The sequence below is a fragment of the Microcystis aeruginosa NIES-2549 genome, from assembly GCF_000981785.2.
GTDB lineage: Bacteria > Cyanobacteriota > Cyanobacteriia > Cyanobacteriales > Microcystaceae > Microcystis > Microcystis aeruginosa_C.
On record NZ_CP011304.1, the window covers coordinates 313,702 to 332,746 of the forward strand.

Annotated in this window: 13 protein-coding genes; 8 read left to right on the forward strand and 5 right to left on the reverse strand. The window is 42.7% G+C overall.

Annotated features, from left to right (window positions below):
* Positions 1-357 precede the first annotated feature (357 nt).
* Complete coding sequence (locus tag myaer_RS21825) at positions 358-552, reverse strand: hypothetical protein (protein ID WP_071839409.1); 195 nt, start codon at positions 550-552, stop codon at positions 358-360.
* 50 nt (positions 553-602) lie between these two features.
* On the opposite strand from myaer_RS21825, the gene myaer_RS01625 reads away from it, so the two are divergent.
* The 5 genes from myaer_RS01625 to myaer_RS21270 all read left to right on the forward strand — a co-directional run bounded on the left by myaer_RS01625 (position 603) and on the right by myaer_RS21270 (position 12,013).
* Positions 603-1,937 (forward strand): AAA-like domain-containing protein, encoded by a 1,335-nt coding sequence (locus myaer_RS01625; RefSeq protein WP_046660685.1) that lies wholly within the window; start codon positions 603-605, stop codon positions 1,935-1,937.
* Positions 1,938-2,040: 103 nt separating this feature from the next.
* Positions 2,041-3,873: a carotenoid oxygenase family protein gene (locus myaer_RS01630; protein ID WP_046660686.1), complete on the forward strand. Its 1,833-nt coding sequence runs from the start codon at positions 2,041-2,043 to the stop codon at positions 3,871-3,873.
* Positions 3,870-10,022 (forward strand): AAA family ATPase, encoded by a 6,153-nt coding sequence (locus tag myaer_RS01635; RefSeq protein WP_046660687.1) that lies wholly within the window; start codon positions 3,870-3,872, stop codon positions 10,020-10,022. Before myaer_RS01630 ends, myaer_RS01635 begins: the two co-directional genes overlap by 4 nt.
* Before the next feature lie 175 nt (positions 10,023-10,197).
* A complete protein-coding gene (locus tag myaer_RS01640; RefSeq protein WP_046660688.1) occupies positions 10,198-11,877 on the forward strand; it encodes an ArnT family glycosyltransferase in 1,680 nt (559 codons plus the stop codon).
* Positions 11,867-12,013: a hypothetical protein gene (locus myaer_RS21270; protein WP_158524788.1), complete on the forward strand. Its 147-nt coding sequence runs from the start codon at positions 11,867-11,869 to the stop codon at positions 12,011-12,013. Before myaer_RS01640 ends, myaer_RS21270 begins: the two co-directional genes overlap by 11 nt.
* 123 nt (positions 12,014-12,136) lie before the next feature.
* On the opposite strand, the gene myaer_RS01645 is transcribed toward myaer_RS21270, so the two are convergent.
* Positions 12,137-14,215 carry a thioredoxin domain-containing protein gene (locus tag myaer_RS01645; RefSeq protein WP_046660689.1) on the reverse strand — a complete coding sequence of 693 codons (2,079 nt, stop codon included), beginning with the start codon at positions 14,213-14,215 and terminating at the stop codon, positions 12,137-12,139.
* Between the two features lie 77 nt (positions 14,216-14,292).
* Here myaer_RS01645 and myaer_RS01650 point away from each other — a divergent pair, with 77 nt between their 5' ends.
* A complete protein-coding gene (locus tag myaer_RS01650) occupies positions 14,293-14,901 on the forward strand; it encodes a chromophore lyase CpcT/CpeT (RefSeq protein WP_046660690.1) in 609 nt (202 codons plus the stop codon).
* On the opposite strand, the gene hemB is transcribed toward myaer_RS01650, so the two are convergent.
* From hemB to myaer_RS01665, 3 genes are all read right to left on the reverse strand, one after another.
* Positions 14,898-15,878, reverse strand: a complete 981-nt coding sequence (gene hemB / locus myaer_RS01655; protein WP_046660691.1) for a porphobilinogen synthase — start codon at positions 15,876-15,878, stop codon at positions 14,898-14,900. The genes myaer_RS01650 and hemB overlap by 4 nt on opposite strands.
* A gap of 116 nt (positions 15,879-15,994) precedes the next feature.
* The gene (gene folE / locus myaer_RS01660) at positions 15,995-16,651 is read right to left on the reverse strand and encodes a GTP cyclohydrolase I FolE (protein ID WP_046660692.1); all 657 of its coding nucleotides are present in this window, start codon (positions 16,649-16,651) and stop codon (positions 15,995-15,997) included.
* Positions 16,652-17,060: 409 nt separating this feature from the next.
* Positions 17,061-17,966, reverse strand: coding sequence for a metal ABC transporter permease (locus tag myaer_RS01665; RefSeq protein ID WP_046660693.1), 906 nt, complete (start codon positions 17,964-17,966; stop codon positions 17,061-17,063).
* 135 nt (positions 17,967-18,101) lie between these two features.
* On the opposite strand from myaer_RS01665, the gene myaer_RS01670 reads away from it, so the two are divergent.
* Positions 18,102-18,620, forward strand: a complete 519-nt coding sequence (locus myaer_RS01670) for a cofactor assembly of complex C subunit B (RefSeq protein WP_002801877.1) — start codon at positions 18,102-18,104, stop codon at positions 18,618-18,620.
* A 7-nt stretch (positions 18,621-18,627) separates the two neighbouring features.
* Positions 18,628-19,044 carry an acyl-CoA thioesterase gene (locus myaer_RS01675; protein WP_046660696.1) on the forward strand — a complete coding sequence of 139 codons (417 nt, stop codon included), beginning with the start codon at positions 18,628-18,630 and terminating at the stop codon, positions 19,042-19,044.
* The last annotated feature ends 1 nt before the right edge of the window (position 19,045 follow it).

Sequence of the window (19,045 nt, forward strand, 5' to 3'; positions counted from 1 at the left end):
TTTTTGTCAAAAAAACTTTTTCTTTGCAATAAAACTACACAAAAAAAAGATCATCGTTGTGGGTGAAATTGACTGATTTACCCGTTTTAATTAGGATCATCTTGTAGGTGTGGCAAGGGTTTCAACCATTGCTGCTCAAAAAAGCACAGAATAACCCACTATGAAATTCTATCAAATCGCTGTAACTATTACAACATCGTTGTTAAATAAAAATCTTTCTCAATTAATTCTTAAGAATTTGTAAATATTGCGAAATGTTAATTTAAATATTCTCAAGTTTTTGGAGTCAATATATAATTTTTGCTTATCTTTTTTGAAAAATACAACTCCTGCAAAAATCCAACATCTACCATTGGGTTAGAATTCAGAAGTCAGGAGACAGAATTCAGGAGTCAGGAGATTATTTTTATGGTTCTTCGTTACTTGGTATGGTTTGATCGGGTGGCATAAATCGACTAAATCCTTATCTGGCAAGAGACTTAATTGATTAGTTCGTTCTAGATAGAAAACAATTGACAAAAATTGCATAGCACCAACCGAAGAACCATTCATAATTCATAATTCATAATTCATAATTCATAATTCATAATTCCCCACTTCTTATGAGAGATTCCATGTCGGGCTATCTAAGAGTACAACAACACTGCCTCAATCAAGTTAAATTAGCCGTGAAAAAGCAGGGCTTTAGCAGTCAACGTTCCTTAGCTAAAGAAGCTGAATTTAGTCTGGCTATTGTCAGTAACTTCCTGACTGGTAAACCAGTAGAACAAGCCACTTTTGCACAAATTTGTCGTCGATTATGCCTCGACTGGCAAGAAATAGCCGCCCTGAATTTTCAGCTAACAGCACCCCCTCAAGACAAAATTCCGGGTAATTCTGCATCCAAGAGCGAAAAATTGGACACATTACCCCCCTATCCCAATGGGGCAGTTCCCCTTGGTTCCCCATTTTATTTAGAACGTCTTCCCCTCGAAGAACAGATAAGGCAGGAAATCAAGAAACCGGGGGCTTTAGTGCGGATAAAAGCCCCGAAAGAAATGGGCAAAACTTCCCTACTTTTGAGAATGCTCGATTTTGCCAAACAGCAAGGCTACCGCACGGTGAGTTTGAACTTAGAACAGGTGGACCAGGCGATTTTGGCTGATTTAAACCAATTTTTGCGCTGGTTGTGTGCCAATGCCGCCCGTCAACTACAGTTAAAACCACAATTAGATGAGTATTGGGATGAGGATTTAGGCAGCAAGATTAGCTGTACGGTTTACATTCAAGACTATCTCCTGGAATCGATTACCGCCCCCATTGTCCTCGCTCTCGATGAACTTAATCAGATGTTTGAACATCCCCAAGTGGCCAAGGATTTTTTACCGCTGCTGCGTTCTTGGTACGAGGAAGCCAAAACCCTACCTATCTGGCAAAAACTCCGTCTTATCGTTGTCCATTCCACGGAAATTTATGTTCCCCTGCAGCTCAATCAATCCCCCTTTAACGTCGGATTTCCCGCACAGCTAAGTCATTTTAGTCTTGAGGAAGTATTGCAATTAGCCCAACGTTATCAACTCACCTGGGAAAATCAGGAAAAAGTCAAACAATTGATGGAGTTAGTGGGAGGACACCCAGCTTTGGTACAAACTGCCCTCTACTATCTCAGTCGGGAGGAAATAACCATGACGCAAATATTAACCAGTGCCACCTCCGTCACGGGGATTTATGCCCATCACCTGCGGCGCCATTGGGCGGTATTAGAACAACAGCCTGAACTAGCAAAAGCCCTCGATCGGGTGATGAGCGCCGTGGAACCCATACAATTAGACCCAATTCTCGCTTACAAACTCAGCAGTATGGGGCTACTCAAACAATCGGGAGATAAAGTAGTACCCGGCTATGAATTGTATCGACGCTATTTTTTAGAGGTGAAATCCTCTATCAGTTATCAGTAAACAGTTATCAGTTATCAGTGAGGGTGTGGGAAGTGGCGAGAACAAAGCTGCCTTCTGCATGAGTGCCTTTTGAACCTAGTAAATCAATTTTGTATGATTACTTATGAATAGGTCAATCAAAGATACTGTCCAAAATACTGTCAACGTTAGGAATTTTAGTCGCTCGCAACTAGGTCAACCGGATGAGAACAATTTATATCAAGCAGTAGCCACAGTTACCGAGGGACATTGGCCAGAAAATCTTTCGGGATACGTTTTTATCGTCTGTCCTTTTCATCGAAAAAATGACCGTCATTTGTTCTCTGGCGAGGGTGTAATTATTAGATGGGACTTGCAAGGGAAAAATAATCAAGTTAACGTTTACAGTAAAAAACTAAAAACTTGGGATAGTTTTTGGCGAAAAGTTTTACCAATATTTAATATTAGTCGAGCCAATTTTCCCGCCGTGATCAGCATTTTAGGTGCTTCGGAAATAGCGAATACTGCTATGGTTAAACTAGAAAAAGTTGCCGAAGATAAACAACTAGAAGAAACCAGATTAATTCTCACCGCCGATGCTGGACGTTACTGGGAAGTGGATCCCGTTTCCCTTGACACTATCACCCCGATTGGTTATTTTGACCAACATATTGTTTCGGTGCCTTTATCTTTTTTACCAGTCCTAGAAAATACCGCTCACCCCTTCTACGACAAAAAGACCCAAGAATTTATCACCTGTGAATTAAAGCTAAAACTTGTATCGGGTGGTATGTTAAAAGATTTAGATAAATCGGTGTATATTGTTCTTTGGGATCAACAAAAAAAACTTAAACCCTGGAAACTACAGGGAAGTATCCTCGATGGTAGCCCCCATTCGGTCATCGTCACCGAAGATTATATCATGATTCCCGATATGCCCTTTCAGATGGGAGTAGCCAAACTATTAGGTATCAGAATTAAGCCTGAAGAAACCTATCCGAAAACTCAAATTTATCTGGTTAACCGTCAAGATCTCAAGGAAGAAGAAACCACCGTTCCCTCGCGATTAATTACCTTCAATGGCGACAGTTATCACTTCCTTTGTAGTTACTATAGTACCAACGGTCAAATTCAGCTTGTGGCCATCCAAAATGCCACTATTAGTTTAACCGAAGCGATCGAAAAAGACGATATCCAACATTTTACTGGTCAGGGTTATCCCCCCGAATACCACGGCATTCCTTGGATGTTTTCCTTTGACCCCGGAGTGCTACGCAAAGTGGTTATCGAAGATGCCAGGGTGATGAGCGAACAAGCTTTCATCCATCCGGGTTGGTTCTGTACCAGTCTCTACACCGCCGACCCGAGGGAATCGGAACAGGGGTACAGTGCCATTTATCAAATTTATCTCGGTTATGTGCGCGAATTAATCTGTCGTCGTCAGTATATGGATTTTCGCGACCAGAGTAATCGCATCCTCAGGGATGCCGAACTTCCCTGTCATGACTTGCCCTCGGTATTAGCCAAGGTTCCCTTCGATAGAGATTGGAATCAGTTAAGTCAACAGATTAGCCAAGAAAAAAATGCCAGTGATACTCATGTATCACATTTAGGTCGGGGACTACTGGATTTTTATGTTTGTCCCGATGGCTATATTTTAGATAGCATTCAGTTTATTCCCCAAGAACAGGGCTATCTATTGACGACGGTTTTAACCCCGACCAAAGTATTAGAAGCTTGGTTATTTAACCCTGACAATCTCAAGGACGGACCGATTGCTAAACTGAGTTTGCCAGAAGATGTTCACTTTGGTTTTACCTTGCATTCCGAGTATTTCGAGCAGGTGCTGCCTTCTCCCCGTCCTTCCGTCTCACAGGTAAATCAAGTCCTGTCAGCCTTGCGGAGTCTTGTTTTAGTTCCCGTAGAATTTTTCTTGGGGAGACCCGCAGCCGTTTACAATCGCCGAGTAAAAAAATGATTGTTCTCAAAGGATACGACATTCTTACCCAGGTTTACGAAAGCGTTAACTCAGAAGTCTATCGGGCGATTCGCACCGCCGATAATCAACCGGTTATCCTCAAAATCCTCAAGCAAGAATATCCCACCGCCCAAGAACTAACCCACTACAAACAGGAGTATAAAACCATCTGCGGTCTGAACTTCGAGGGGGCGATTAAAGCCTATGGTTTAGAAACCTACCGCAGAACTCCCGTGATTATTTTGGAAGATTTCGGTGGTATATCCTTAAAAAAATGGCTAGGGGGCAAACCTCTGCCCTTAAGGGACTTTTTGAGCCTTACACTCCGAATAGTGGCTAATTTAGAGAAAATTCACAACGCCAAGGTTATTCACAAAGATATTAATCCTGCCAATATAGTTCTTAACCCCGAAACCGGACAGATTAAAATCATCGATTTTGGCATTGCCAGCGTCCTGCGGCGGGAAAATCCCGGGCTAAAAAATCCCAACGTCCTGGAGGGGACTTTAGCCTATATTTCTCCCGAACAAACCGGACGGATGAATCGCAGTCTCGATTACCGCACGGATTTTTATTCCTTGGGCGTTAGCTTCTACGAACTTCTCACCGGACAATTACCTTTTCGGGCTAACGATGCTTTGGAATTAGTTCACTGTCATCTGGCAAAACAACCTTTGGAGATTAATAGTCTCGTCAGGGAGGAAATTCCCCCAGTGGTGGAGGCAATCATCATGAAACTGATGGCTAAAACCCCCGAGGAACGATACCAAAGTGCCTACGGTATTCGGGCAGATTTAGAAGAATGTTTAAGACAACTAGAAAAAACGGCTAAAATTGATGATTTTGTTATCGCTAGGCAAGATCTAGCCAATCAGTTCCAAATTCCCCAAAAACTCTACGGCAGGGAGGCAGAAATCGCCACTCTTCTCACTGCTTTTCAACGGGTAGCCACGGCGAGTAAAAACTCCTCTCACACCGAACTGATGCTAGTTACGGGTTATTCTGGCATGGGTAAAACCACCTTGGTTAGGGAAATTTATCAGCCAATTACTGAAAAACGCGGCTTTTTTATCTCCGGTAAATTTGACCAGTTTCAGCGCGATATTCCCTATGCTGCCGTGATTAGCGCTTTGACTCATCTCGTCAAGCAACTTTTGGGGGAAAGTCTGCCACAACTGGAACTATGGCGACAAAAACTGCTCAAGTCTTTGGGGGCGAATGCACGGGTTATTATTGATGTGATTCCCCAACTAGAATTAATTATCGGTCCACAACCAGAGGTGTTACAATTAGGAGCGATCGCTACTCAAAATCGCTTTAATTTAGTCTTTAAAAATTTCATTCGGGTCTTTTGTTCCCCAGAACATCCCTTAGTCATCTTTCTCGATGATTTGCAATGGGCAGACTTGGCTAGTCTCAAGTTAATAGAATTAATTATGCTCGATGGCGATACGGACTATTTATTTTTAATTGGCTCCTATCGCAGTAATGAAATTAATTCCACCCATCCCCTAACCGCTACCCTCGATAAATTAGAGCAGGGGGGCATAATTATCAATCAAGTTATTTTAAAACCTCTGGGGCTTGAACAGGTTAATCAGTTGATTGCTGACACCTTAAACCATTCACTGGAATATGTGCAATCTTTGTCCACTTTAGTCTGGCAAAAAACCCACGGTAATCCTTTTTTTGTCAATGAATTTCTCAAAACTATCTACTGGGAAAATTTGCTATTTTTCCAACTGGAGCAGGAAACAACCACTAAAAGCGACAATAATAGGGGCTATTGGCAATGGCATCTCGGCCAAATTCAAAGGATTGGCAGTACCGATAATCTGATTCAATTCATGGTCGGTAAAATGCAGAAATTACCGCACGAAACCCAGGAGGTTTTAAGTTTAGCAGCTTGTTTTGGAGCAGAGTTTAATTTATATAGTCTGGCGGTTATCTCTGAAAAATTACCTCTAAAAATTTTACCAATTTTAACTTCTAGTAGCGAAGCTGGTTTAATTATTCCTCTCTCAGAATTAGATGAACAATTACTGATTAAAGAATATAAATTCGCTCATGACCGCATTCAACAAGGAGCTTACGCTCTCATCGAAGACAGCAAAAAATCTTTAATTCATTTAAAAATTGGTCGCCTACTTTGGCAGCATACTTCTGTCAACGAATTATCGGAAAAAATTTTTAAAATAGTCGATCATTTCAATCTTGGTTATCAACTAATTAGCGAGGAAAAAGAACGAGAGTTAGTGGCTAACTTGAATTTATTAGCAGCCCAAAAAGCCAAAGCCGCTAATGCCAAAACTGGAGCCTTAAAATACATTAAAATCGCTCAAAAACTTCTCAAAAAATCAAGCTGGAAAAATAACTATCAAATGACTTTAAATATTTATTCTGAAGCCACAGAAATTGCCTATTTAAGTGGGAATTTTGAGCAGATGCAGTGCTGGGCTAATCTCGTATTAAAACAGGCAAAAACCACCCTAGATAAAATCAAAGTTTATGAAGTAATCATCGAAGCTTATCACGCCCAAAATCAAGAAATAAAAGCGGTACAAATTGGCTTATCTGTCCTAAAAAGCTTAGATTTCGAGATTCCTGAATCCTTACAATCATCAGATATACAGGAAGAACTCACTAAAACTAGGCAAAAATTAGCGGGTAAAAATATCGAAGATTTAAGTAATTTGCCGCCGATAAATGAGGAAGAAAAATTAGCAATAATGAAGATAGCAAGTGCTATATTTTCTCCTATTTTTATTGCCGCTCCTCATCTTTTACCCATCCTAGTATCAAAACAGGTTAACTTATCAATTGAGTACGGCAATAGTTATCTAGCGGCTTTTACTTATGTTAATTATGGCTTAATTCTTTGTGGTCTTTTAGAAGATTGGGAAACGGGTTATCAATTTGGAAAATTGGCTTTAAACATTGCCGATAAATTTCATGCCAAAGCCCTGATGCCGAAAATAATTGCCGTCTTTTCCACCACTATTAGTATCTGGAAAGAACCGATTAAAAATTCCCTGTCCTTGTTAAAATCTTCCTATCAAACCGGTTTAGAAATGGGGGATCTCTACTACGGAACGATCTGCGCCTATCTTTACTGTTTTCATTCCGCTTTTATCGGACAGGAATTAACCGAATTAGCTGGAGAAATAGCTAACTATGATCTGGCTTTTGTTAAGCTCAAACAAGAAAACCCCCGCAACTATCTAAAAATCTACGGACAAACAGTTTTAAATCTGCTGGGACGCTCGGAAAATCCCGGTCTTTTAGAAGGACAATACTATCAAGAAACTGTTATGTTACCGTACCATCTAGAGGCTAATGATCTCTATGGTCTCTGTGCTTTATTTGTCAATAAATTATACCTTTGTTATCTATTTGGACAGTACAAACAAGCCATTGAAAATGCTAATCAAGCCCAAAATTATCTAGGAGGAGCTACCGCCACTTTCTTGATTTCTCTGCATAACTTTTATGATTCTCTCGCCCATTTAGCTATTTATAATCATCTGGACAATGACCAAAAACAGCAGGCCTTAGAACGAGTGACGAATAATCAGAAAAAGCAACAGGAATGGGCCAATCAAGCCCCCTCTAACTATCTCCATAAATTTTATTTAGTGCAAGCGGAAAAAGACCGGGTGCAGCAATCCTATCTAGAAGCCATAGAAAACTACGATCTAGCCATCGCTAAAGCCAAGGAAAATGAATACATTAATGAAGAGGCACTGGCTAACGAACTAGCGGCGAAATTCTATCTCGATTGGGGTAAAGTAAAAATTGCCAAAACCTACATCAATGAAGCTGCTTATCTCTATTCTCTTTGGGGAGCAACAGCTAAAGTCAAAGACATAGAAAGCCGCTATTCTCAGTTAATGGTCAATAATTATGGGTCCAATTCCCTGACCGAAACTAGGAGAACTACCACCAGAAAAAATTCAGTTAGTCATTCGGGAGAACTGTTAGATTTAGCCACGATTATGAAGGCATCCCAAGCCATTTCTAGCGAGATAGTTTTAGATCAATTACTCGCCACCCTGATGAAAATTCTCATCGAAAATGCGGGGGCGCAGCTGGGCTATCTTATCCTAGAAAGCGGCGGACAATTATCGATCGAGGCCTCCGGTTCAGTGCAGAAAGATGGGGTGACAGTCTTTAAATCTAATGCGATCAAAGAACATCTTCCCGTCTCAATTATTAACTATGTAGCCCGGAGCGGTCAAACCGTTCTTAATAACGATGCCGCCCATCAGGGCAGTTTCAGCAACGATCCCTATATTAAAACCCATCAAACCAAATCGCTGCTCTGTTCCCCCCTCCTCGACCAAGGACAACTGCGGGGAATTGTCTATCTAGAAAATAATCTCACCGTCGGGGCTTTTACCCAAGAAAGATTGGAAGTGCTGCAACTGCTCTCCAGCCAAGCAGCGATCGCAATTACTAACGCCAAACTCTACGCTGAAATCAAAGCCAAACAGAGACAACTAGCGCAATTTTTAGAAGCCATGCCGGTGGGGGTATTCGTCCTCGATGCTGGCAGTCAACCCTACTACGCCAATCAAACCGCCCAAGAGATTTTGGGAAAAGGGATAGTTAATATCACCACGGCTAATCAGTTGGGGGAAACCTATCAGTTATATCAAGCTGGAACCGATCGATTGTATCCCACCGAAAACCAGCCGATTGTCCGGGCCTTAAGGGGGGAAAAAAACACGGTGGATGATATAGAAGTTCACCAAGGAGAGAAGATTATTCCCCTAGGAGTGTATGCCACGCCCGTTTTTGACGAAAAAGGAGAAATTATCTATGCTATCGCCGCTTTTACCGATATTACCGAACGAAAACAGGCGGAAGCGGAACGGATTCGCTTTACCGAAGAATTGGCCGAGTATAGCCGCACCCTAGAACAGAAAGTGCAGGAGCGCACCCTGGAACTCAGCCAAACCCTAGAAATTCTCAAGGCCACCCAAGCAGAATTACTGTTTGAAAATGAACTGCTCAGAAGTACCGAAGAATCTAGCACCTTTGACTACCAAGTGGGGGGCAGTTTACCCATGGATGCCCCCACCTACGTGGTCCGCGCCGCCGACCGTTATCTCTATAAAGCCCTCAAACGCGGCGATTTTTGCTATGTCCTCAATCCCCGTCAAATGGGCAAGTCTAGTTTAATGGTACGCATGATCGATCACCTCCAACACGAGGGTATCTGTTGCGCTCCCATTGATTTAACCCGTATCGGCAGCGAAAATGTCACTCCTGACCAATGGTACAAGGGGATAGCCTTCGAGTTAGGACGACGTTTTGGCCTGCTCAAAAGGGTCAATCTCAAAGCTTGGTGGCAAGAACGGGAAGATGTCTCGGCAGTGCAGCGCTTGGGCGAATTTATCGAAGAGGTGTTATTGCTGGAAGTGGGGATAGTGGAAGGTTCTCCCCCGAAACCGATCATAATTTTTATCGATGAAATTGATAGCGTTTTGGGCTTAAATTTCGCGGTTAATGACTTTTTTGCCCTGATTCGTTCCTGCTATAACCAGCGTGGCTTTAACCCGCTCTATCGGCGTTTGACCTTCGCTTTCTTCGGTGTTGTCACCCCCTCCGATTTAATTACCGACCACCAAATCACTCCTTTTAATATCGGTCATTCGATTCAATTGGAGGGTTTTAAGGAACACGAAGCCCAGCCTTTACTGCGCGGATTGGCCGAGAAATTTAGTAACCCGCAAACTGTCTTAAAAGAAGTCTTTGCTTGGACAAACGGTCAACCTTTTCTAACCCAAAAACTCTGTCAGTTAATTCGCACCGCCACCTCGTCGATTCCCCCCAATGGTGAGGCCTCCTGGATTGAGGACTTGGTACAGAAGAAGATCATTGACAATTGGGAGGCTCAGGATGAACCGGAACATCTGCGGACTATTCGCGATCGGCTCCTCAACAGTCATCGCTCCCAGTTGCTCCTGAGACTCTATGAACGGATTTTAAGGGAAAAGGAGGTAATTGCCGAGGATAGCCCCCCAGAAAAAGAGTTACTTTTATCGGGGTTAGTGATCAAAGATCAAGGCCGGCTGCGGGTTCATAATCCCATCTATCGGGCAATCTTTCACCTCCATTGGCTGGGTTGCAGCTCAAATTTGTAGAAATATCCACTAAGGGGCAATTATTGGGACTTAAACGCTCAATAAAGATCAAATCGAGTATAATCGTTGCAGAGTCGGCACTTGACGTTGAGAGATCGGCGATGACAGAGACAACCCCGGCCGTATCATAGATAAATGAAGCTTGCTTCTATTTTCCTTTCGTAAGATTAGAGCCATGAACAAAACAGATGTAATAAGTTGGAGCTATTTTAGTCATCAAAAAAAAGCTGATATTGTCAATATTTTAATAATTATTGCGATATGGACTGTGATGGTAATTGTCGTCAATCCTTTGGGTAATTTTCCTCTTAATGATGACTGGGTTTATGGACTAGCCGTAAAATCGATTCTGGAGAAAGGTGATTTCAGCTTTCCCAGTCCAGCTCATGCTAACCTATTTTTTCAAGCCTTTTGGGGAGCCTTATTTTGCCTTCCTTTTGGATTTTCATTTACTGCATTACGCTTCTCAACTTTAACATTAGGATTAATCGGTGCGATTGGTACTTATGGACTGCTTAGAGAGGTTAATGCCAATCAGAAAATCTCTTTGTTGGGCGCTTTGCTGGTAGTGGTTAATCCTCTATACTTTGGATTAGCTAACAGCTTTATGACCGACGTTCCTTTTCTGGCTTTAAGTATCCTATCTTTCTATTTTCTGATCAGGGGATTGAAGCGGGAATCAATAAGTGAAGTTATTCTGGGTCTTTGCTTAGTTTATGTCAATATTTTGATTCGCCAGTACGCAATAGTGATTCTTTTATCATTTGCCCTGGCATACTCGTTTAAAAAAAGATTTAAAATAAAGTTTTTGTTTGCTAGTTTTGTCATATTTTCTTCAGGGATTTTACTGCATAGATTTTATCAAAACTGGCTTTATTCTACCGGTCGCACTCGCTTAATACCAGAGAATGTGTTAAGTACACGACAATTAGATTTTCGCAACCACATTATCATGATTTCACTGATATACATAGGTTGTTTTATTTTCCCTATTATAGCGATCTTTTTCGTAAAAAAATTAAAAGAAATATCTCGCCGACAGAAAACCATAACGATCTTGAGTATATCTAGCTTTTTTGTTGTCGTGATGGGTAGATTGATTTGGCGAGGCCAAACTATGCCATTGATTGGAAATGTCCTAGCTTATTTTGGCTTAGGTCCTTTCACACTTCGATATCCTGATCCCTTGAAGGTAAGTTATCCACCCTATTCCCTTGGTTTAAAAATATTTTGGTTGATAATCACGGCTATGGGTGTCCTTGGGGCGCTTTTATTGCTTTACTACTTATGTTTAGCAATCATTCAAACTTTTTCAGAATCGGAAAAATGGTTAAAAGTACTAATACTTTCAGCAATATTGATATATATTTTTCTTTTTGGAGTAAGTTATCCCATCGATCGTTACCTTTTGTTTCTTTTACCATTATTTATGGTGCTTTTAGTGATTTCAAATAATTATATTAACGAGCAAGATATTGGCCAAAAAATAACTGCTTTTGCCTTGACAATGACCTTTATTTGGGGCGGATTTACTATGGCGGCAACCCATGACTACTTAGCCTGGAATCGAACTCGGTGGCAGGCATTAAATGATTTGATGGAGCAGGGAGTTACTCCTGAATATATTAATGGTGGACACGAATTTAATAGCTGGTATTTAAACGATCCAAAATATCCGAGGAAGCGGGGTAAAAGTTACTGGTCGGTAAATCGTAATGACTACATGATTTCTTCTGGATTGCTCGAAGGTTATAAAGAAGTCAAACGCTATCCTTTTGCAAGATGGCTGCTTTTAAAGCAAGATAATGTTTTTGTTCTCCATAAGATTGCTGAAGATAAAACTAATGGGACTTGAACGCTCAATACAGATCAAATCGAGTATAATCGCTGCCGAGTCGGCACTTGACGTTGAGAGAGCGGCGATCAAAGAGACAACCCCGGCGGCGATGCCTCCTTGCTTTGACCGATGGTGTGGGCGTTTTGACAATTGAGAAGAAAATTATCTCCATTCCTGTCCATTTTGGTCAAAATAATCAATAATCCTGAATCTTGGTGATTAAAAAAGCGTTAATTGCTTTTTTATCACTTCTCTCTGCTTGAGAGAGAAAAAATCCCTAACCGAGTAGTATTGACGGACCGGCCATCACCCCGGCAATTTGTTGGTCCAACTGTTCTAAATTTTCCGCCGGTTCAAGGCAGCATAACCCTTGACAAATTAACCCAAATGTGCTAGGGGGCAAACTGTCATCGACTCGATACACCGCAGTGGGTAAATAGCGATTTAACAACGGCTCGATCGAGCTTTCCGGGGCGCGCAGACAGAAACCGTGAAGATAGTGATCGAGGGCAACAAATAAACTGGGGCAAGCGGTGGGGGACTCTTCTAGGATGATACTAAAAGATTGCAAGGCCTTTTCGGCCCGATCGAGATATTCTAGATTTTCCGTCAATCGCGACAGACGCAATAAATTAGCGATCGCAATTCCGTTGGCCGAAGGGGTGGCATTATCCGTATAACCTCGCTCTCGCACGATCAGATCGAGACTATGATCGGACGCAGTATTAAAATATCCCCCCTCATCCTCGGCCCAAAACCAGCGATCAAATTCCCCCTGTAGATCGATAGCCGCCTCTAACCAGCGAGTTTCTTGGGGTTTAGCGGTTTGCAAGTCCAGTAAAGCCTTAATAAAATAGGCAAAATCCTCCGATTGGGCCAAAACCGAGGCCTGACCCTGATAATTCAAGCGCTGAAAACGTCCATCTAACCACTGATGCTGGAGAATAAACTCGGCCGCGACCGTAGCCATTTGCCAGTACAAAGGTTCGCTAAAGACGGCAAAGGCCCGGGCTAAACCGGAAATCATCAAACTATTCCAAGCGACGATCATTTTCGTATCCGTTACCGCCGGAATGCGTCCCGGCCAAGAGACGGTTTTCGCCTCCTGATTGTCTCTGGCCGGGGGAAAAAGAGCTAATTGGGCTTGAGAACTGCCATAACGCCGAATAAATAACTTATCGAGCAGATTTTCTATCTCCTTCCCTAATTCTCCCCCTTGCCGACGTTGCAGCACATTACGACCCTCAAAATTACCCTCGGCAGTAACGGTAAAATTAGCCTGCAGCAGCCCCAATTCCTCGGTCGAGAGATAATCCCTTAACGACCGATCCGACCAGACATAAAAGGCCCCTTCCTCCGGCTCCCTATCCGTGGCCTTCTCAAAACTATCGGCATCTTGGGCCGCATAAAAATAACCTTCTGGGGCGGTCATTTCCCGTTTTAGCCAGTTAACCGTGCCTTTAATCCCTCTCTCAAAGGCCGCCTCTCGATTACCCGCACTCCACAAATTGGCTAAATATTCGACAATTTGCCCGTTATCGTAGAGCATTTTTTCAAAATGGGGAACTGTCCATGTCGAATCCACCGTATAACGATGGAATCCTCCCCCCACATGGTCATAGATTCCCCCTAGGGCCAGATCTTCCCCCCGTTGATAGGCCGCTTGCCGGAGGGAATCCTCAAAATCGTCACCAAAGCGACTGCCCTGCAAAGCCAGATGAGAATATGGAATCATCGGAAAACTGGGCCGACCGTAGTTATTGGGATTAACCCGAATCACTGCCGTATTTGTCTCGATTCCTGTGGCTAAAAGGGAAGGATCGGCTAAATTGGTCTCTGCTCGCGGTAAAATGGCCGATTGACGCAGTGCGCCCAGCATTTCGGCCGTGAATTTGCTTAATTTCTCCTTTTCCTCTTCATAATAGCGACGTACCGATTGCAACACTTGCAGAAAACCGGGCCGGTTAAAGCGCGGTTGCACGGGAAAATAGGTGCCACCATAGAAGGGAATTAAACTATCGGGTGTTAGGAAGACATTCAGCGGCCAACCCCCTTGACCGACCATCATCTGCAATGCTTGCATATAGATGCTATCGATGTCCGGTCTTTCCTCGCGATCAACTTTGATCGGCAAAAAATACTGATTGAGATAATCGGCAATGGCTCGATCGGAAAAAGCCTCTCCTTCCATAACCGTACACCAATGACAGCTAGAATAACCGATCGAGAGAAAGATCGGTTTATCTTCTCTCCTGGCAATTTCTAGGGCGCTGTCACACCAATACCACCAATCGATCGGGTTTTCGGCGTGTTTTCGCAGGTAAAGACTTTCAGATTCAGCCAGATGATTAGCCATGGGAAAAGGGGTATTTTTGCGCTTGCTGCTTATTAGTTTAAGCTAATTAGAGACTAACCGGAATCAAGCCTCTGCTTATGCTGAAAACTTCGATCGCCCTAGGATTTTTTCTCACTCAATCTTTGTCCCTTAACCCGCAAGTGCAGGGGGTGGCTAATCATTTAATTGGGGTTATGGATACGACGCAACAAGCGCAGACTAACCCCCGCATTGCTAAGGTGCAAATGACCACCTGTGCCGTGGATTTTTCCCCGAAACAGGATAGTATTTATCTTTATCAAGAACAGGCGATTATCGATCGCTTAAATCAACCCTATCGTCAAAGAATTTTAGTCATTCAACCTAGCGCTGATAATTCCACTGTGGAATCGAAAGCTTATAAGTTAAATAATGCCCCTAACTTTATTAATTTTTGTAACAAAGACTTGACAGAAAGAAAATTAAATGTATCAGATTTGGCCGAGTCGGTGTGTACTGTGTTTTTAAAACCGATAGCGGGGGGTTATCGGGGAGAAACTCCTCCCCAGGGTTGTCCCACTAATGCCAGAGGTGCGGTGAAAATAACTAATACAATTATTCTACATTCCCAGGGCATGGATACCAGCGATCGAGGTTATGATAGCAGCGGGCAGCAGGTATGGGGAGCGCAGGATAATTTCTATCAATTTCGCTGGCAAAAACCCTAAAATCGGCTTTCCTGTTTCATTAATGCCACATCGGCAGCAAAATAGGTCAAAATCAAATCGGCCCCCGCTCGTTTCATACTGGTTAAAGTTTCCAAAATCAGGCTTTTTTCGTCAATCCAGCCCTGTTTTGCCGCCGCTTTAATCATTGCGTATTCACCACTGACGTTGTAAGCGGCGACGGGAAGATGGCTACTATCGCGCAGACGACGGATAATATCGAGGTAGGCCAGAGCGGGCTTAACCATAATAATATCTGCCCCTTCTGTTATGTCTAAACTGGCTTCGCGTAACGCTTCCCGACTATTAGCCCCATCCATTTGATAGGTTTTCTTATCACCAAATTTTGGCGCTGATTCTAAAGCATCTCGGAAGGGACCATAATAAGCAGAGGCATATTTAGCCGTATAAGCGAGAATTCCCACATCTAAATAGCCAGCCGCATCTAAAGCTCGACGGATCGCCCCAACCCTACCATCCATCATATCGGAAGGGGCGACGAAATTAGCCCCGGCTGCCGCTTGTGAGAGCGACATTTTCACTAAAACTTCTAGGGTTTCATCGTTAAGAATTTTCCCGTCCTCCACAATACCATCATGACCATAAATCGAAAAAGGATCGAGGGCCACATCGGTGATAATAATTATTTCAGGGACTTCTTTTTTGATCGCTTTCACCGCCCTTGGCACTAAACCATCGGGATTATAACTTTCTCTACCGAAATTATCTTTTTTATCTTCGGCAATCAGGGGGAAAAGAGCGATGGCATTAATGCCTAAATTATAAGCATTAACCACTTCTTTGAGCAATAAATCGAGGGAATAACGATAACAATCGGGCATAGAAGAAATAGCCACCTTTTGATTTTCTCCCTCCATGATAAAGAGGGGATAAATCAAGTCATTAACGGTTAATTCGGTTTCACGAACAAGACGGCGAATCGCTGGAGTATAACGAAGACGACGGGGACGAATCAGCATGATAACAGCGCGTCAAAAATAAAAAGTAAACAGTAAATAGCTGGTTTTGCTCTAGTTTTTTGCTTAGGAAAAAACCGGGGATAGGACGATCAAATAATCCCGATCCCCCTGAGTAATTAGTGAAAATCGGGACTATGACGAATCAAACTCATAAACTCTTGACGAGTCTTAGCAGAATCGGCAAAAATACCGCGCACGGCACTCGTAGAAGTCCAAGAACCGGATTTTTCAACCCCGCGCATTACCATACACATATGAGTCGCTTCAATCACCACAGCCACCCCTTGAGGTTGCAGTAATCCCTGCAAAGCATCGGCAATTTGTGCGGTTAAACGTTCCTGTACTTGCAGTCGTCTGGCGTACATTTCACAGATGCGGGCAATTTTCGATAAACCGATCACTTTCCCATTAGGAATATAGGCAACATGAGCGCGGCCGATAATTGGTAAAATATGGTGTTCACAGGAGCTAAAAATATCGATGTCTCGGATTAAAACCATCTCGTTAGCCTCCTCATGAAAAACTGCCCCATTCAGCAATTCATCGAGGGATTGCTGATAACCAGAAGTGAGAAATTTTAGGGCTTTTACTACTCGTTTAGGAGTGTCTCGTAAACCTTCGCGATCGGGATCTTCTCCTAATCCTAACAGCAGTGTTCGTACCGCTTGCATCATCTCGGCTTCCGATACCGGCGATTTAGGTTCGGTAATCACTTCGGGAAAGTGATTGTAGTCATCATTGTCGAAAATTGCTTTGGACTTAGCTAAGGTCATAGATATTTTTACGGACTCCAATAGTTAATTAATCGGCCAAGTTTTCTGATTTTACCAATGTCAATAAATACCCCTTGCTAGAGTATTTATTTTTCTGGGCATCTAGACGATAACTAATGAAAGCTATCGGGTTATTACCTCGTCTTTGGGGTTATCTCCGGTGCGGAAATCTGGAAAAATTGATTTTCCTAGTCACCGAAAAAGTCTTGAGTATCTCCCTAGTTAATTGAGGGCAGAGTTCCAGCACACAATTAATTTATTTTGTCAAGTAGTTCATTTGTTTGCTAAAATAGCCTACCTAGAATGATAATCGTTATCATTCTAGCAAAAAATCTAGCAAAATATACCAGTTATCCTGGCCGTCGGCTTTTTTTGATCACTTGCCAAAAACCCCACCTTCTCCTGCAAACTAACGCCGTCTCAACAAATTTTTCATCTCTACCCAGATAGAAAGTTGACCACCTAGACTAGAGGGATGAGTGAAAATTCCTTGACGGGGACTGAATAAAAAGGCCAACATAAATAGGGTAAAAGCGACAAGCACGATCGCCGGTCCAGAGGGTAAATTCCAGTAATAACTTAAATACATCCCACTGATACTAGAAATAATACCCACACCCACACCTAAACCCATGACTTGATGAAGACGGGTAACTAAAAGATAGGCAGTGGCTGCGGGGGTAATCAAAAGGGACAAAACGAGGATTACTCCCACCGCTTGGAGACTAGCAACGATTGTCAGACCAATCAGGAGCATTAAGCCTAAATCTAATAAATTTACTGGTAAACCCGCCGCTTGCGCCCCGATTTTGTCGAAAGTGTAGAATAATAGTTCTTTATACAGGAGCAAAACGGTTAATAAAACGATAATGGCAATAATTAGGGTATCGCGAATGTCGGCAGCAGTAACACCGAGAATATTGCCGAAGAGAAAGTGATTAAGGTCAATTTTGTTGTTTTTTTGGATGAGAGTGATCAGGGTGATGCCAAGGGCAAAAAAAGCCGAGAAAACAATACCCATGGCCGCATCTTCTTTGATTGGGGAACGATTACGGATCAAGTTAATCAGTAGGGTACTGACCATTGAGGCTAGTAAAGCACCCAGGAGAAGATTAAAATTACCAATAAAAGCGATCGCTAGTCCGGGTAGGACCGAGTGACTGATGGCATCGCCCAAGAGGGCCAAACGTTGTACCATCAGGTAGGTTCCCACCACCGCACAGATGATCCCGACGATGATAGCTTCAATTAGGGATCTCTGCATGAAACTATACTGCAAGGGTTCGATTAATCCTGTTAATAGATTGTTGCCCATGAATCTGCCTTGGGGTTAAATTTTTCTGATTCTCGATCGAGGTTTTGCTCCTAGGGTCTATCTTCTAAATCGGGGGAGAAGATAGGTTAGGATAATTAGGATTAATTGTAAGTTTTTTCGCTCCTAACCGCCGCCATGGATACCCCCGTTCTTTCCTCAACTTTTTTTCTGACTCTCCTGCTCATGGTGGGATTATTCTTTTTTATTCGCGGTTCCGTCAAAGAGCGTATCGAACAGCGTGTCTATCTTACCAGTACCAGTGACGACCAACTATTAGAACAACTGCGAAATTATTTTGACCGACGTTCCTATCAAGTCAAGGCGATCGAACCCGAACAAAATATTGTCAGATTACAGGGTTTTGTGCCGCCTAGCCCCTTTCTAGCGATATTTTTGACAATTTTGGCGGCCTTGGGTTTATTTTGCTTCTCACTGGTGTTATCGGTGTTATTTCCCGATACTAATCCCTATATTTTTGCTCTTGTGGCTTTATCTCCCCTCGCCGGTGTTTTCTATTGGCAAAAAGTCGGCCGTTTAGAAGAAGTGGCTTTTAAAGTAGAAAGCAAATCTCAGCAAACGGAATTAACTGTCAAAGCCCATCGGGACGAGTTAAGACAACTACAAGATAGTTTAACCTTTCTGGAAAGACAATAAGCTTTTTATGCCCTATGAACGCCTAATTTATCTGGCCGATACCGATGCAGCTGGTGTGGTTTACTTTGCCCATCTTCTCTCGATCTGTCATGAAGCCTACGAGTTTTCTTTAGCACAATTTGGCATCAATATCAAGGATTTTTTTAAAGATTCTCCAGTTGCCCTACCGATTACTCAAGCGGAAATCCAGTTTTTTCGGCCTCTTTTTTGTGGTGATCGCATAGAGATTGATTTCACTGCCCGATCCCTGAGCGAAAACGAGTTTGAATTGCAGTATAAAATTTATTTGGCTGAAATCATGGTGGGAAAAGCGAAAACTCGCCATGTCTGCATCGCTCCCACCGCTAGACAAAGAATCCCTTTCCCGGAATCTTTAAAAAATTGGTTAGGATATTTATCAACCCTAGAGGAGACTGGTATTTAAG

Coding starts and splice junctions, on each gene's coding strand:
- folE (WP_046660692.1), bottom strand. CDS start 16,651: ATGACCTTAGCTAAGTCCAAAGCAATTTTCGACAATGATGACTACAAT.
- myaer_RS21270 (WP_158524788.1), top strand. CDS start 11,867: ATGGGACTTGAACGCTCAATACAGATCAAATCGAGTATAATCGCTGCC.
- myaer_RS01675 (WP_046660696.1), top strand. CDS start 18,628: ATGCCCTATGAACGCCTAATTTATCTGGCCGATACCGATGCAGCTGGT.
- myaer_RS01630 (WP_046660686.1), top strand. CDS start 2,041: ATGAATAGGTCAATCAAAGATACTGTCCAAAATACTGTCAACGTTAGG.
- myaer_RS01650 (WP_046660690.1), top strand. CDS start 14,293: ATGCTGAAAACTTCGATCGCCCTAGGATTTTTTCTCACTCAATCTTTG.
- myaer_RS01670 (WP_002801877.1), top strand. CDS start 18,102: ATGGATACCCCCGTTCTTTCCTCAACTTTTTTTCTGACTCTCCTGCTC.
- myaer_RS01665 (WP_046660693.1), bottom strand. CDS start 17,966: ATGGGCAACAATCTATTAACAGGATTAATCGAACCCTTGCAGTATAGT.
- hemB (WP_046660691.1), bottom strand. CDS start 15,878: ATGCTGATTCGTCCCCGTCGTCTTCGTTATACTCCAGCGATTCGCCGT.
- myaer_RS01635 (WP_046660687.1), top strand. CDS start 3,870: ATGATTGTTCTCAAAGGATACGACATTCTTACCCAGGTTTACGAAAGC.
- myaer_RS21825 (WP_071839409.1), bottom strand. CDS start 552: ATGAATGGTTCTTCGGTTGGTGCTATGCAATTTTTGTCAATTGTTTTC.
- myaer_RS01645 (WP_046660689.1), bottom strand. CDS start 14,215: ATGGCTAATCATCTGGCTGAATCTGAAAGTCTTTACCTGCGAAAACAC.
- myaer_RS01640 (WP_046660688.1), top strand. CDS start 10,198: ATGAACAAAACAGATGTAATAAGTTGGAGCTATTTTAGTCATCAAAAA.
- myaer_RS01625 (WP_046660685.1), top strand. CDS start 603: ATGAGAGATTCCATGTCGGGCTATCTAAGAGTACAACAACACTGCCTC.